At 71.0% G+C, this 13,182-nt stretch carries 15 protein-coding genes; 6 read left to right on the top strand and 9 right to left on the bottom strand.

Annotated elements, in window-relative coordinates; all coding sequences use genetic code 11:
• The first annotated feature begins 66 nt into the window (after positions 1-66).
• Both AB0E94_RS09955 and AB0E94_RS09950 read left to right on the top strand, forming a co-directional pair.
• The gene (locus AB0E94_RS09955; protein ID WP_360324520.1) at positions 67-732 is read left to right on the top strand and encodes a TrkA family potassium uptake protein; all 666 of its coding nucleotides are present in this window, start codon (positions 67-69) and stop codon (positions 730-732) included.
• A complete protein-coding gene (locus tag AB0E94_RS09950) occupies positions 729-1,415 on the top strand; it encodes a TrkA family potassium uptake protein (RefSeq protein ID WP_177320006.1) in 687 nt (228 codons plus the stop codon). Before AB0E94_RS09955 ends, AB0E94_RS09950 begins: the two co-directional genes overlap by 4 nt.
• Here the strand turns inward: AB0E94_RS09950 and AB0E94_RS09945 are convergent.
• From AB0E94_RS09945 to dut, 4 genes are all read right to left on the bottom strand, one after another.
• Positions 1,383-2,186 carry a DUF3159 domain-containing protein gene (locus AB0E94_RS09945; RefSeq protein WP_360324518.1) on the bottom strand — a complete coding sequence of 268 codons (804 nt, stop codon included), beginning with the start codon at positions 2,184-2,186 and terminating at the stop codon, positions 1,383-1,385. The two genes, AB0E94_RS09950 and AB0E94_RS09945, sit on opposite strands and share 33 nt — an antisense overlap.
• A complete protein-coding gene (locus tag AB0E94_RS09940) occupies positions 2,183-2,560 on the bottom strand; it encodes an OB-fold nucleic acid binding domain-containing protein (protein WP_317790681.1) in 378 nt (125 codons plus the stop codon). Before AB0E94_RS09940 ends, AB0E94_RS09945 begins: the two co-directional genes overlap by 4 nt.
• A gap of 88 nt (positions 2,561-2,648) precedes the next feature.
• On the bottom strand, positions 2,649-3,323 hold the full coding sequence (locus AB0E94_RS09935) for a DUF3710 domain-containing protein (RefSeq protein ID WP_360324516.1): 675 nt from the start codon (positions 3,321-3,323) through the stop codon (positions 2,649-2,651).
• A gap of 28 nt (positions 3,324-3,351) precedes the next feature.
• Positions 3,352-3,804, bottom strand: a complete 453-nt coding sequence (gene dut, locus AB0E94_RS09930; protein ID WP_360324514.1) for a dUTP diphosphatase — start codon at positions 3,802-3,804, stop codon at positions 3,352-3,354.
• A gap of 105 nt (positions 3,805-3,909) precedes the next feature.
• Here dut and AB0E94_RS09925 point away from each other — a divergent pair, with 105 nt between their 5' ends.
• Positions 3,910-4,404 (top strand): DUF3093 domain-containing protein, encoded by a 495-nt coding sequence (locus AB0E94_RS09925; RefSeq protein ID WP_360324512.1) that lies wholly within the window; start codon positions 3,910-3,912, stop codon positions 4,402-4,404.
• Here AB0E94_RS09925 and AB0E94_RS09920 read toward each other — a convergent pair.
• Together AB0E94_RS09920 and AB0E94_RS09915 are read right to left on the bottom strand one after the other, a co-directional pair.
• A complete protein-coding gene (locus AB0E94_RS09920) occupies positions 4,373-5,191 on the bottom strand; it encodes a hypothetical protein (protein WP_360324510.1) in 819 nt (272 codons plus the stop codon). The genes AB0E94_RS09925 and AB0E94_RS09920 overlap by 32 nt on opposite strands.
• Before the next feature lie 143 nt (positions 5,192-5,334).
• A complete protein-coding gene (locus AB0E94_RS09915) occupies positions 5,335-5,631 on the bottom strand; it encodes a DUF4193 domain-containing protein (protein ID WP_045743100.1) in 297 nt (98 codons plus the stop codon).
• Positions 5,632-5,976: 345 nt separating this feature from the next.
• Here AB0E94_RS09915 and AB0E94_RS09910 point away from each other — a divergent pair, with 345 nt between their 5' ends.
• Positions 5,977-6,531 (top strand): LytR C-terminal domain-containing protein, encoded by a 555-nt coding sequence (locus AB0E94_RS09910; RefSeq protein ID WP_360324508.1) that lies wholly within the window; start codon positions 5,977-5,979, stop codon positions 6,529-6,531.
• A 20-nt stretch (positions 6,532-6,551) separates the two neighbouring features.
• Here the strand turns inward: AB0E94_RS09910 and AB0E94_RS09905 are convergent, their stop codons facing one another.
• Positions 6,552-7,373, bottom strand: coding sequence for an inositol monophosphatase family protein (locus AB0E94_RS09905; RefSeq protein WP_360324506.1), 822 nt, complete (start codon positions 7,371-7,373; stop codon positions 6,552-6,554).
• 254 nt (positions 7,374-7,627) lie between these two features.
• Here AB0E94_RS09905 and AB0E94_RS09900 point away from each other — a divergent pair, with 254 nt between their 5' ends.
• Complete coding sequence (locus tag AB0E94_RS09900; RefSeq protein WP_360324504.1) at positions 7,628-9,187, top strand: RNA polymerase sigma factor; 1,560 nt, start codon at positions 7,628-7,630, stop codon at positions 9,185-9,187.
• Positions 9,188-9,433: 246 nt separating this feature from the next.
• On the top strand, positions 9,434-9,676 hold the full coding sequence (locus AB0E94_RS09895; RefSeq protein ID WP_093619976.1) for a hypothetical protein: 243 nt from the start codon (positions 9,434-9,436) through the stop codon (positions 9,674-9,676).
• Between the two features lie 70 nt (positions 9,677-9,746).
• Here the strand turns inward: AB0E94_RS09895 and AB0E94_RS09890 are convergent, their stop codons facing one another.
• Together AB0E94_RS09890 and AB0E94_RS09885 are read right to left on the bottom strand one after the other, a co-directional pair.
• Positions 9,747-11,342: a GGDEF domain-containing protein gene (locus tag AB0E94_RS09890; protein ID WP_360324502.1), complete on the bottom strand. Its 1,596-nt coding sequence runs from the start codon at positions 11,340-11,342 to the stop codon at positions 9,747-9,749.
• A gap of 63 nt (positions 11,343-11,405) precedes the next feature.
• Positions 11,406-13,136 carry a DEAD/DEAH box helicase gene (locus AB0E94_RS09885; RefSeq protein ID WP_360324500.1) on the bottom strand — a complete coding sequence of 577 codons (1,731 nt, stop codon included), beginning with the start codon at positions 13,134-13,136 and terminating at the stop codon, positions 11,406-11,408.
• Positions 13,137-13,182 lie beyond the last annotated feature (46 nt).

The raw sequence follows: 13,182 nt of genomic DNA, 5'->3' as shown, positions 1-13,182 counted from the left end.
ACAGCGTCCACGCGCGGGGCATGGCAGGCTCACACTCGTCCGTACAGATTCGGGAGGGCACGAACCGTGCACGTGGTCATCATGGGGTGCGGCCGGCTCGGTTCGACGCTGGCCCAGAAGCTCGACGCCCAGGGCCATCAGGTCGCCGTGATCGACCGCGACGCGGAGGCGTTCCGCCGGCTCGGCGACGGTTTCGGCGGCGTCACGGTGAACGGCATCGGCTTCGACCGGGATGTGCTGCGCGCTGCCGGGGTGGAGCGGGCCGACGCGTTCGCCGCCGTCTCCAGCGGCGACAACTCCAACATCATCTCGGCCCGGCTGGCTCGTGAGACGTTCGGTGTCTCCCGGGTGGTGGCCCGGATCTACGACTCCCGGCGCGCGCAGGTCTACGAGCGCCTGGGCATCCCGACGATCGCCACGATCCGCTGGGCCGCCGACCGGATGTACCGGTTCCTGGTGCCGGATCAGCGCATCGAGGTGTTCCGTGACCCGACCAGCGTGGTCAGCATCGTGGAGACGCCGCTGCACCGGGACTGGATCGGCCGCACGGTGAAGTCGCTGGAGGACCGGACCGGCGCGCGGGTCGCCTATCTGGCCCGGTTCGGCATGGGCACCCTGGCCCAGCCGTCGGCTGTGCTCCAGGACGGTGACCAGGTCTACATGCTGGTCACCGACGAGACGGTCGACCAGGTGCTGGACGTCGCTCAGGGCGCCGACAAGGAAGGGAACTGACCGTGCGGATCGCCATCGCGGGAGCCGGCAATGTGGGCCGGTCCATCGCCCAGGAGCTGATCGGCAACGGGCACGAGGTCATGCTGATCGAGCGGCACCCGCGGCAGCTGTGCCCGGAGCGGGTGCCGGAGGCCCGCTGGGTGCTCGCCGACGCCTGTGAGCTGAGCAGCCTGGAGGAGGCCGATCTGGCCGGCTGTGACGTGGTGGTCGCGGCGACCGGCGACGACAAGGCCAACCTGGTGGTGTCGCTGCTGGCGAAGACCGAGTTCGCGGTGCCCCGGGTGGTGGCCCGGGTGAACCGGGCGGAGAACGAGTGGCTGTTCACCGAGCAGTGGGGCGTCGACGTGGCGGTGAGCAAGCCGCGTCTGATGGCCGCCCTGGTCGAGGAGGCGGTGACGGTCGGCGACCTGGTCCGGCTGATGACCTTCCGGCAGGGCGAGGCGAACCTGGTGGAGATCACCCTGCCGAAGGACGCGCCCTACGAGGGCCAGCCGGTCCGGTCGGTGCCGATGCCGCGGGACGCCGCGCTGGTCGCGATCCTGCGCGGCAAGCGGGTGGTGGTGCCGACGCCGGACGACCCGCTGGAGGCCGGCGACGAGCTGATCTTCGTATGCACCAGCGAGGTCGAGGACCAGGTCCGCGCGGTGGTGCTAGGTGACCGGGGTCTCCCGCCGCTGGGCTGACGTCACCCGGTGGATGGCCCAGATCGTGAAGGCGAAGGTCGCGGCGTAGATCGGCCAGCTCACTAGGATCCGGACGATGCCGATCGCGTTCGCCTCGCCGATCTGCCACAGCACGAACTGGATGCCGGCCCGCACGGTGAGCGACACCGCCCACAGCACGGTCAGCCACTGGAAGGTGCGGAACAGCCGGGAATTCTCGAACCAGTCCTGTTTGCCCTTGTTGGCCATGATGCCCCAGGCGTACCCGATGAGGGGTTTGCGGAAGGCGACCGAGACCAGGAGCACCGCCGCCTGGCCGAAGGTGAGCAGGATGCCGGGGAGATAGAAATTCTTGGCATCTCCGGTACGCCACGCGAGCCAGGCGCCGAGCGCGATGCCGAACAGGCCGTTCACCGCGTGCCGGATGGGCTGCCGGCGGGCCAGCCGGACACCGCCGATGGCCAGCGCCGAGCCGACCGAGCCGATGATCGCCCAGAGCAGCGCCTCGCGTTTCTCCAGGCCCAGCGCCTCGAGGCTGAGGATCACGTTGAGCAGCACGAAGGCGAGAACCGGGACGCTCGACTCGATCAGGCCGCGCACACCGCCGAGCTGCTCGGCGATCTGCTCGCTCATCGACGGGAGCTCGTCCTCGTCGTCGGGCTGCTTCACCTCGTGGAGATCCTGCTCCGCGATGATCTCCGCGGCGAGCTTCTCCTCGACCTCGCCGAGCACCCCGGACAGGCGTTCCTCGACCGACTCGTGCGCGACGTGGCGTGGCTCGGTGCCACTCACCGGGGCGCCTCCAGCTCGTAGTAGGGGTTGTAGATCACCTTGCGGTCGTCCCGGATCGCGATCCGGCCTCGCGCGGTGAGCTGACGCCCCGGTTCGATGCCGGCGATGGACCGGCGCCCCAGGAAGACCAGCGTGACCACGTCACTGCCGTCGTAGAGGTCGGCCTCCAGGGTCGGCAGGTTGGTGCGTGGAGTGTACGCCACCGTGCGCAGCCGCCCGGAGACCGAAACGACCTGCCCACGGCGGCACTCACCGGCCGGGACGGCGCCGCACTTGGCGCTGTCCCGCTGGAGCTCCTCCGCGTCCAGCTCCGAGTCGGTCGCAGTCAACCTACTCAGGAACCGCCGTAATCCGGTGCGCTCTTCGGTCGTCATGACTTCGCCGTCACCCTTCGTCGACGTGACGCAGTGTGCGCGTGTATTCGACGACCACGCTACGCCCGAAGCGCCCCGGTGATCTAGGTCACTGAAGCTGATTGCCGTTGGCGCCCTGCTGCGCCGCGGCCTGGCCCTGCTCGGCCATCTCCTTCGGCAGGCGCATCGGCAGCGGCTCGCGCACCGGCCGGGGCTCGTTGTCACGGACCACGACGAGACCGGACAGCACCTCGCCGAGCACGCCCTCACGGCCCGGGTCGGAGGCGGCCGCGCCCTGGTAGAGCGCCCGCACCATCCACCGCGGGCCGTCCACGCCGACGAACCGGACGTCGGCCGGGCCCTCCGGGGTGTTCACCCGGGCGATGAGCTCCACGCCGTACCGCCCGTCGACCTCGCGCGGGCTGACACCGTCGGCGGCCATCGCGCCGGCGATCTCCTCGCGCACCTCGCCCCAGATGCCCTCGGTCTTCGGCGCGGCGAAGACGCCCAGCTGGAGGGCGCTCTCCCCGTCGACCAGGACGACCTGCTCCACACCGCCGTCCGGGTTGGCCTGCACCCGCACCTCGACGCCCTCGATCGCGGGGATCTGGAGGCTGCCCAGGTCGAGCCGCTGCACACCCTCCGGGGCGTACCTGACGTCCCACGGGCCGAACTCGGGCGCCGGCGGGAAACCGTCGGAGGCGAGGCTGTCGGCGAGCGCCCTGGAGGGCGGCGCGTCAGCCGACCGGACGTGCTTCGCGGCACCGCGCTTACGGGAGAACATCACTGCCAGCCTTTCCTTTTCGCAAAGCTCATAGGGCCTGGTGGCCGCCGGTCGAACCGTGGCCGCCCGTGCCGCGCGCGGTGTCGCCGAGGGCGTCCACAGCGTGGAACGCCGCCCGTTCGACCCGCTGGATCACGAGCTGGGCGATCCGGTCGCCCCGGGAGATCTTGACGGTGTTCTCCCGATCGTGATTGATCAGGTTCACCTGAATCTCGCCACGGTAACCGGCGTCGACCGTACCGGGCGCGTTGAGGACCGTCACCCCCAGTCGCGCCGCCAATCCGGAGCGCGGGTGAACCAGGCCCACGAAGCCGTCCGGGAGAGCGATCGCGACACCGGTGCGGACCTTGACGCGGGCGCCCGGGGCGATCTCCGCCTCCTCGGCCGCGACCAGGTCGGCGCCGGCGTCCCCGGGGTGCGCGTAGGCCGGCAGGGGCAGATCCGGGTCGATCCGGAGGACCTGGACGATCACATCGGTCACGGCGGGTGTTCCTTCACTGGGTACTACGGGCGGGGGTACTGCGGGCGGCACCTACCCTGCCATCCTGCCGCGCCCGGCCATGGAGGCGCGCCGTACCCTTCGAGGGTGACACCCGAGTCCCCGGCCCGCACGGTTGCGGCCCATCAGGAACGGCTGAGTCTTCCGTGGTGGGCCTGGCCGGCCACGCTCGTGGCCGGCGCGATCCTGGCCACCGAGCTGATGCTGGGGGTCCCCGAGGTGCCGGTGTGGCTGCCCTACGCGGTGCTGCTCCCGCTCAGCCTGCTGATCCTGGCCCCGCTGGGCCGCTGGCGGGTCGAGGTCACCCCCGGCGAGTTCCGCGCCGACGACGCCCGCCTCCCGGTCGAATTCATCTCCGGCGTGGTCGCGCTGGACGCCGCGGGCAAGCGGGAGGCGCTCGGTGTGGGGTCGCACCCGCTGGCCTTCGTGGTGCAGCGCGCGTGGATCGGCCCGGCCGTGCAGGTGCTCCTCGACGACCCGGACGACCCGACACCCTTCTGGGTGGTCAGCACCCGCCGCCCGGTCGAGCTGGCCACCGCCCTGCTGGAGGTCAGTCGCCGAGCTCGCGCCGAGCGGGCGTGATCAGCTCCGGGGCCGGCTTGCGCAGATCGGCGTGGACGCTCTCGCCGACCTGCCGGGTGGCCCGCCGGTTGAGGTAACTGGCGACCGCCGCCCCGGTGAGCATCGGGCCGAAGGTGGTCAGGTTGCGCCCGAACCGCTTCATCAACGACTTCTGCAGCTCCTTGCGGGCCGCCGTGCCCAGCACCGTGGCCACCCCGACGCCGGGGACCAGCGGGTTCACCCCACGGCGGCCGGACCACGCCTCGACCAGTCGCAGGGCCCGCTCGCCGACGGTCCCGGTGATCGGCCGGCGGTAGATCTCGTGCAGCTCGCCGATGAGCTTGATCTCGATCGCCACCACGGCCACCGTCTCGGTGGCCAGCAGCACGGGCGCCGACAGCAGGGCCGGTGTGGCGACCCACTCGACCGCGGCGATGCCGCCACCGGCCGCGCCCACCCCGGCCGTGGCCCGGGCGGCGTTGCGGATCAGGCGCTCGGCCAGCTCCGTGTCGTCCAGGCCGGGGAAATGCCGGCGCAGGGTCTCCCGGTCCCGGACCGGGATGTGCGGGGCCAGTGCGGTCACCTGGTCGGTCACCCACTGCACGGCCGCCTTCGGCCGGAACAGCCGTCCGGCGCCGCTGCCGCGGACCTGCCCGGCGAGCCGGCCGAGAAGCCGGCGCCGGCCACCGGGCTCCAGGTCGTCCGCGGTGAGGGCCGCGACGGTGCGGCCCGCCTCCGTCGGTGCGGGGGTGGTCTCAGCGGGCACGATCTCGGCACCGGGTTCGGTCGCGCGGTCCGGCTGGCTCATCGTCGTCCTTCCCGTGGTCGTCACCGGCATCTGTGCCCGGTCCAGACCCAGGGTCAAACCCCCTGTCAATCCCCCCGTGAACGCCTTACGCCCGACCGCGGCTACCGCGATCGGGTGATGTGGCGCGCTGCGCGCGAGTGCGCTCAGGCGCACTCGCGGCAGATCAGCTCCCCGTTGCGTTCCACCGCGAGCTGGCTGCGGTGATGCACGAGGAAACAGCGGGAGCAGCGGAACTCGTCGGTCTGCATCGGCAGCACCTTGACGGTGAGCTCCTCGTCGGCGAGGTCGGCGCCGGGCAGCTCGAAGCTCTCCGCCACCTCGACCTCGTCGACGTCCACTGCGCCCGACTGTGAGTCGGCGCGGCGGGCCTTGAGCTCCTCGAGGCTGTCCTCGCCGAGGTCGACCTCATCGCGACGCGGGGCGTCGTAGTCGGTGGCCATCGGTCTTCACTCTCCTGTATCGATGTGTCACTTGGCGTTTGTAACGCCATTGGCAGGGTTTCGGTTCCCGGTTCCGCCGGCCGATTTCTGACACCCCTTCGGGCCTCAGGATCTGCCCCGGTGGGCGCGGAACATTACCGCTGACGCGGCAGGCTTGTACGCACTCCGGCGGCACATTGTTCCCGATGTGACCGAGGCGACATCAAAGTAGGGGCCCCAGCCACTGGATCATCGTCAACGCGCCGGAAGCATTCCCTGTTTCCGCGCCCCTGGCGGACAGACGTTAACCTCTCGACAGGTCCGGGCACCTTACCCGGGTCCGTCCCCCGATCCTGGAGCCGACCCATGAGCTTTGCCCGCGTCCGAGCGCTGGTAGTCGTCGGTGTGCTCGCCGTGGCCGCGGTGGTCTTCGTCGTCGTCACCCTCTTCCGGGACACTCAGCGTGGCAGTGTGAACGGCAGCAACTGCCCGGCCGGGGCGCCGCTGGCCGACATCCGGCTCCCGAACGACCCGGCCGTCGTCAAGATCAAGGTCTACAACGGCACGAGCAAGGCCGACCTGGCCGAGCAGGTCACCAACGAGTTCGCCAACCGGCGCTTCGTCGTCGAGAAGCCGGGCAAGAGCAAGACCAAGGTCGAGGGCGTCGCCGAGATCCGGTACGGCCCGGACACCGTCGGCAAGGCCCAGCTGCTCCGGGCGTACTTCCTGGCCCAGTCGACGATGGTCTACAACGCGAAACGCAAGGGCGACGTCATCGACATCATCATCGGCGACAAGTTCCAGGCGCTGGCCACCACGACCGAGGTGAACCAGTCGCTGGGCGCCGAGGGCGAGCCGACGCTGCCGCCGGGCGCCTGCCTCAAGCCGGTCACCGAGACCACCGAGCCCGAGACCGAGTGACGCGGTCGCGGCCGGCTCCCTCACGGGCCGCCGGCCGCGTCCAGCTCGACCAGCGCGTCGTGCAGCACCGGGAAGATCGCCGGCGGGGCGGCCACCAGCATCCGGTCACCGGCCGGCGCCCCGGAGAGACCCGCCACGATCAGGCCGGCCTCGGTCGCGATCAGCCCACCGGCGGCATGGTCCCAGAGGTTGAGACCCTTCTCGAAGTACGCGTCCAGCGAACCCTCCGCGGTCAGGCAGAGGTCCAGCGACGCCGCGCCGAGCCGGCGAATGTCACGCACTCGGGTGATCAGTTGCGCGAACACCGCCCCCTGATGGGCCCGCCGCCGCGCGTCGTAGCCGAACCCGGTGCCGACCAGGCACTGGTCCAGAGTGGTCCGCTCCGAGCCGCTCAGACGGCGTCCGGCCCGCCAGGCGCCGCCGCCCAGGGTCGCCGTCCACTCGTCACCCGTGGCCGCGTTGACCACCACGCCGGCCACCACCACGCCGTCGCGCTCGGCGGCCAGCGACACCGCGTACTGCGGCAGGCCGTAGAGGTAGTTCACGGTGCCGTCGATCGGGTCGAGGATCCACCGGACGGCGCCGGGCGCCACGTCCAGCGAGTCGCCGTACTCCTCGCCGAGGACGCCGTCGCCAGGTCTCTCCGCCTCCAGGGCCTCGACCACCTGCCGCTCGACCGCCTTGTCGGCCGCGGTGACCACGTCGGTGTCGGTGCTCTTGGTCTGGACGTCGCCGATCGCCTCGGCCCGCATCCTGCGGGCCGTCACAGCCGCCTCCCGGGCGATCCGCACCGCCACGGACAACAACTCGCCGGGTGTCGATACCACCGGAATCTCGCTCACGTATGGGTCCTTTCCGCCGATAGCATTCTCGCGTCAGGCGTCTCTGACGAGGTCGTCGGCCCCCGGCGGCGTGCTGTGGGCGGAGGATCTCGGTAAGCGGCGCTACAATTCACCCCTGCCCACCGCTTCACGGACACGCCACCGGTACGGTCCGTGACCCGGGGGCCCCCACAAACCGACTCCGGCGACGCTCGCCCCCGCGTGCTGCGCTGGACGTGGCCGTGCCCAACCTCATCGCCTCCGGAAGGTCATTCGTGACAGAAGCCCACCAGAACGGTGCCGACGTTCGCTCTCTCACCGAGGCCTTGATCACCCATGCCCAGGGTGCGGGCGGGCAACTCACATCGGCCCAGGTCGCGCACACGCTCGAGTCCGCCGCGGTGAACCCGGCGCAGGCCAAGAAGATCCTGCGCGGGCTGGTGGACGCCGGCATCACGGTCGTGGTCGACGGCTCCGCCAGCACGCGCCGGCCGAAGGTCGCCGCCGCCCGCTCCACCACCCCGGCGTCCCGGGCGACCACCGCCAAGACCGCGCCGGCCAAGAAGGCGGCGCCCGCACCCAAGCAGGCCGCGCCGGCTGTCGGCGGCGACGCCACGCCCGCGCCGGCCAAGAAGGCGGCGCCGGTCCGCAAGGTCGCCGCGGCCAAGGCCGCCGTGCCGGCCAAGAAGGCCGCGCCGGGGAAGGCCGCCGCACCCGGCGAGGAGGGCCCCGGCGAGGAGATCGATCCCGCGGAGCTCGCCGCCGCGGTCGACGACGTGGTGATCGAGGAGGCGCCGGCGATGGTCGCGGCTGCCGCCACCGACGCCGCCAGCTCGGCCACCGACGGCGACTTCGAGTGGGACGACGAGGAGTCCGAGGCCCTCAAGCAGGCCCGCCGTGACGCGGAGCTGACCGCCTCGGCCGACTCGGTCCGTGCCTACCTCAAGCAGATCGGCAAGGTTCCGCTGCTCAACGCGGAGCAGGAGGTCGAGCTGGCCAAGCGGATCGAGGCCGGCCTCTACGCCGCCGAGCGGCTGCGCGCCGCCGACGAGGGTGAGGAGTCGCTCGAGCGCAACTTCGAGCGTGACCTCAAGTGGATCAACCGGGACGGCGAGCGGGCCAAGAACCACCTGCTGGAGGCCAACCTCCGGCTCGTGGTGTCGCTGGCCAAGCGCTACACCGGCCGCGGCATGGCCTTCCTCGACCTGATCCAGGAGGGCAACCTCGGCCTGATCCGCGCGGTCGAGAAGTTCGACTACACCAAGGGCTACAAGTTCTCCACGTACGCCACCTGGTGGATCCGGCAGGCCATCACCCGCGCCATGGCCGACCAGGCCCGCACCATCCGTATCCCGGTGCACATGGTCGAGGTCATCAACAAGCTCGGGCGTATCCAGCGCGAGCTGCTCCAGGACCTGGGCCGTGAGCCCACCCCGGAGGAGCTGGCCAAGGAGATGGACATCACGCCGGAGAAGGTGCTGGAGATCCAGCAGTACGCTCGTGAGCCGATCTCGCTGGACCAGACGATCGGCGACGAGGGCGACAGCCAGCTCGGTGACTTCATCGAGGACTCCGAGGCGGTCGTCGCGGTCGACGCGGTCTCCTTCTCGCTCCTTCAGGACCAGCTCCAGCAGGTTCTGCAGACGCTCTCCGAGCGTGAGGCGGGTGTGGTCCGGCTGCGGTTCGGCCTGACCGACGGGCAGCCGCGCACGCTGGACGAGATCGGCCAGGTCTACGGGGTGACCCGGGAGCGGATCCGGCAGATCGAGTCGAAGACGATGTCCAAGCTGCGGCACCCGTCGCGGTCCCAGGTCCTGCGCGACTACCTCGACTAGGACCTTTGGTCAACTTTCAGTGTCTAATTGGTCACCACCCGTACATCAACGGGTGGTGATCAGACCGTTGTGCAGAAGTGATCGTTGACGTGGCACCCTTGGATCACGGCACACTAGCTGGAACCACGGTGTGATCCCGGTCCCCCCGGGGCACTCTGGGAAGGCTGCAACGGTGCAGGGTGTTGCACGATGTGTGAGCAGTAGCCGAGGAACATGTTCATCGGTGACGAACAGAGGAGGAAGGCGATGACCCCGACTCTCACGCCGTCGGCAGGAAGTCTGGCCGGCCCCGCAGCCGATGAACGGTGCGACCGCTGCAATGCAGCAGGGAAGCTCCGTTTGACCCTGGCGGGTGGCAGTGAACTCGTTTTCTGTGGCCACCACGCCAACCGGTACGCCGAGGACCTGGTGAAGATCGCGGTTCAGTACGCGGCTGACCCCGAGTTCACCTGGCGCGGCGCGGACATGATGTCGAACTCCAGCAACTAGCAGCGGTCCCCCAACCGATACGTGTGACAAGAGCGGGCGCTCCCCCTGCAGGGAGCGCCCGCTCTGCGTGTCAGGCCGCCAGCGCCGCCTCGTCCTCGTCACACAGCCGCACACCGTCGCCGCCGGCCCGCTTGACCGCGTACATGGCCTCGTCAGCGCGTTCCAGAGCGGCCGGCAGCTCGTCGGCGGCCGCCACCGCCACCCCGATGCTCAGGGTCGCCGGGCAGTCCGGGATCGCCCGGACCGCCTCCACCATGCGCTCGGCGACATCCGCGGCGGCGGCCTCGTCGCAGCCGTGGAGCAGTGCCGCGAACTCGTCGCCACCCAGACGTGCCACCAGGTCCTCCGGGCCCGCCTGGGCGCTCAGAGCGGCCGCGATGGCCCTCAGCGCCTCGTCGCCTGCCGCGTGACCCCGGGTGTCGTTGATCTGTTTGAACCCGTCCGTGTCGATCAGCAGCACGGCGCTGCGGCGGCGGGCCGCCTCCGGGGCCGTCCGGGCCTGGTCCAGGGCGTGGTCGAAGGCCCGCCGGTTCGCGATGCCGGTGAGCGCGTCCAGGTCGGCGTCCCGGGCCATCTGCTCGTGCTGGAGGCGCAGCGCCTCCAGGTCGTGCAGGCTACGGGCCGCGTGCAGGGTGTTCTGCCGCTGACGCCAGAGCGCGGCGGCCAGCGAGTCGCCGTACGCCAGGGTCGCCTCGGCGTCGGCCGAGCCCAGGTTCGCCATCAGCACCGCGCGGGTGCGGTGGGTGCTCGCCACGGCCAGCCAGTCCGCGTCCGGCGGCAGGTCGCGGACGGCGTCGGCCATCACCCGCAGCGCCTCCTCGGGGCGGCCGGACCGGCTCAGCGCGACCGCGTAGAACGGCTTGCCGATGGTCATCGCGGCCGGCATGAACCCGCGGGCCTCCAGCCGGGCCAGGTAGATCTCGATGTCGACGGCGGCGCCGGCCGGGTCGTCCCGGTCCGCCCGCGAGCAGGCGGCGTAGAGCAGGGCGTTCTCCCGCCACGCGTCGGCGTCGTCGCCCTGCACCTCGTCGGCGGCCCGCATCGCGTACCGCTCGGCCTCGGCGGTGTGCTCCTCGGCCTCCTCGACCTGGGAGATCTGGTACAGCTCCAGCGCCCACCCCAGGTGCATCTCGGCCAGGTTGAGCAGCCACATGGCCCGGTTGCCGTTCTGGCCGTCGTCGGCGCGGCTCATCTCGTACGCCAGCTCGAACTGAGGTGCGGCCAGCTCGTAGAGACGCAGCTCCCAGTAGCCGATCGCGACCCCGACCAGTGAGTTGACCGCGGCGATCGGCTCCCGCTCCTGAGCGGCCAGGGCCTCGGCGGCCACCAGGTCGCGCAGCACCCGGTCCACGTCGTTCTCGGCCGGGTCCATCTGACCCAGCCGCAGACGCTGCCAGGCCCGGCTGGCCAGGGCGCAGGCCTTCCAGCCGGCGCTGCCCTCCCGCTCGGTGGACGGCAGCATCAGGTCGGCCGCCTCGACCGCGGAGGCCGGGTCCGCCTGCGCGATGAACGACACCAGCCGGACGAAATGCATGCAGGCCGGCCCGTCGACGAGGTCGCCGGTGACCGAACGGAGCACCTCCTCGGCCCGTTCCCGGGCCGCGGCGGCCTCGCCCGTCTGCGCGCGTTCCAGCAGACGTGCCGCCTCGAGCGTGATCTCCCGCATCGGTCCCCTCCCCCGGCGGCATATCGGCCCCGGCGAGACGGATCGGAGAGAAACCCGGTGACCTCAGAACGACTGGATCGTAGCGATTCGCTCCTCGAGCTGCTCGATCGTCGCCTGTGCGCTGGGCGGGCCGCCGCAGATCCGGCGCAGCTCCGCGTGGATCTTGCCGTGCGGCAGGTTCGTCCGGTGGTGGTGGGCCGCCACCAGCGTGTTCAGCTGACGGCGCAGGCTGTTGCGCCGCTCCCCCGCGCTCATCGGCACGACCGGTTCCGGCCGGACCGTCTCGTCCGGCTTGGGCTCCTCCGCCTGACGCCGTTTCTGGGCCGCCATCTGGTCGGCCTGGCGCTTGTTCAGCAGGGTGGTCACCTGGTCCGGGGTGAGCAGGCCGGGCAGCCCCAGATAGTCGGCCTCCTCGGCGGTGCCGGTCCGGGCGCCGGTGCCGAACGACGTGCCCTCGTAGATGACCTGGTCCAGCTCGGCCGTCGCGGACAGCGCCTCGAACATCTTGTCCAGGTCGCCGAGCGCATCCTCGGTCTTCTGCGCGCGCTCCAGGACGTCGTCGTCGAGCCCGTCCTTCTCCTTCGGCGCGCCGATCACGTGGTTGCGCTGCGCCTCCATCTCGCTGGCCAGGCCGAGCAGATGCGGGACGCTGGGCAGGAACACGGTGGCGGTCTCGCCGGGCACCCGGGACCGCACGAACCGGCCGATCGCCTGCGCGAAGTAGAGCGGGGTGGACGCGCTGGTGGCGTAGACGCCGACGGCCAGGCGCGGGATGTCGACACCCTCCGACACCATCCGGACCGCGACCATCCAGCGTTTCTCCGAGGCGGCGAACTCGGCGATCCGGCCCGAGGCGCCCTCGTCGTCGGAGAGGACCACGGTGGCCGCCTCGCCGGTCAGCTCGTGCAGCAACTTCGCGTACGCCCGGGCGGACTGCTGGTCACTCGCGATGACCAGGCCACCGGCGTCGGGCATGCCGTGCTCGCGGATCTTGGTGAGCCGGGCGTCGGCGGCCCGCATCACCTGCGGCATCCAGTCGCCCCGGTGGTCCAGGGCGGTCCGCCAGGCCTGCGCGATCAGGTCCTTGGTCATCGGCTCGCCCAGGCGGGCGGCCAGCTCGTCACCGGCGTTGGTACGCCAGCGGGTCTCACCCGAGTAGGCCATGAACAGGACCGGGCGCACGACCCGGTCCTTCAGCGCGTCGGCGTAGCCGTACACCGAATCGGCCTTTGATCTTTGAATGCCGTCCTGCCCCCGCTCGTAGGAGACGAACGGGATCGGATTCTCGTCGGACCGGAACGGTGTGCCGGTGAGCAGCAGGCGCCGCTCGGCCGGCTCGAAGGCGTCCTTGACGCCGTCACCCCAGGTCCGCGAGTCACCGGCGTGGTGGATCTCGTCGAGGATGACGAACGTGCGGCGGGACAGCGTGCGCCGCTTGTGCACCGCCGGCGCCATGCCGACCTGGGCGTAAGTGAGCACCGCGCCGTGGAAGTCACGCGACGAGTGCACCTCGGAGTTGCGGAATTTCGGGTCGAGCTGGATGCCGACCCGGGCCGCCGCAAGCGACCACTGCGTCTTCAGGTGCTCGGTCGGGCAGACCACGGTGACCGCGTCGCACGTGCCGTCGGCCAGCAACTCGGCCGCGATCCGGAGCGCGAACGTGGTCTTGCCGGCGCCGGGCGTCGCCACGGCCATGAAGTCCTCGGAACGGCGACGGAGATAGGTCACCATCGCCTTACGCTGCCAGTCCCGCAGCGGCGGAAAGATCTCCAGGTTCGGCACAGGCGGGCTCAAGCTGCGGTGATCCCTTCTCCCAAGGAAAAACCCCCGCGATGAAGGG

Source organism: Actinoplanes sp. NPDC026670 (assembly GCF_040638175.1).
In the GTDB taxonomy this organism is placed as follows: Bacteria; Actinomycetota; Actinomycetes; order Mycobacteriales; family Micromonosporaceae; genus Actinoplanes.
This window is presented reverse-complemented; position numbering and strand designations above follow the sequence as displayed.

Coding starts and splice junctions, on each gene's coding strand:
- AB0E94_RS09910 (WP_360324508.1), top strand. CDS start 5,977: ATGAGCTTTGCCCGCGTCCGAGCGCTGGTAGTCGTCGGTGTGCTCGCC.
- AB0E94_RS09920 (WP_360324510.1), bottom strand. CDS start 5,191: ATGAGCCAGCCGGACCGCGCGACCGAACCCGGTGCCGAGATCGTGCCC.
- AB0E94_RS09890 (WP_360324502.1), bottom strand. CDS start 11,342: ATGCGGGAGATCACGCTCGAGGCGGCACGTCTGCTGGAACGCGCGCAG.
- AB0E94_RS09895 (WP_093619976.1), top strand. CDS start 9,434: ATGACCCCGACTCTCACGCCGTCGGCAGGAAGTCTGGCCGGCCCCGCA.
- AB0E94_RS09940 (WP_317790681.1), bottom strand. CDS start 2,560: ATGACGACCGAAGAGCGCACCGGATTACGGCGGTTCCTGAGTAGGTTG.
- AB0E94_RS09915 (WP_045743100.1), bottom strand. CDS start 5,631: ATGGCCACCGACTACGACGCCCCGCGTCGCGATGAGGTCGACCTCGGC.
- AB0E94_RS09935 (WP_360324516.1), bottom strand. CDS start 3,323: ATGTTCTCCCGTAAGCGCGGTGCCGCGAAGCACGTCCGGTCGGCTGAC.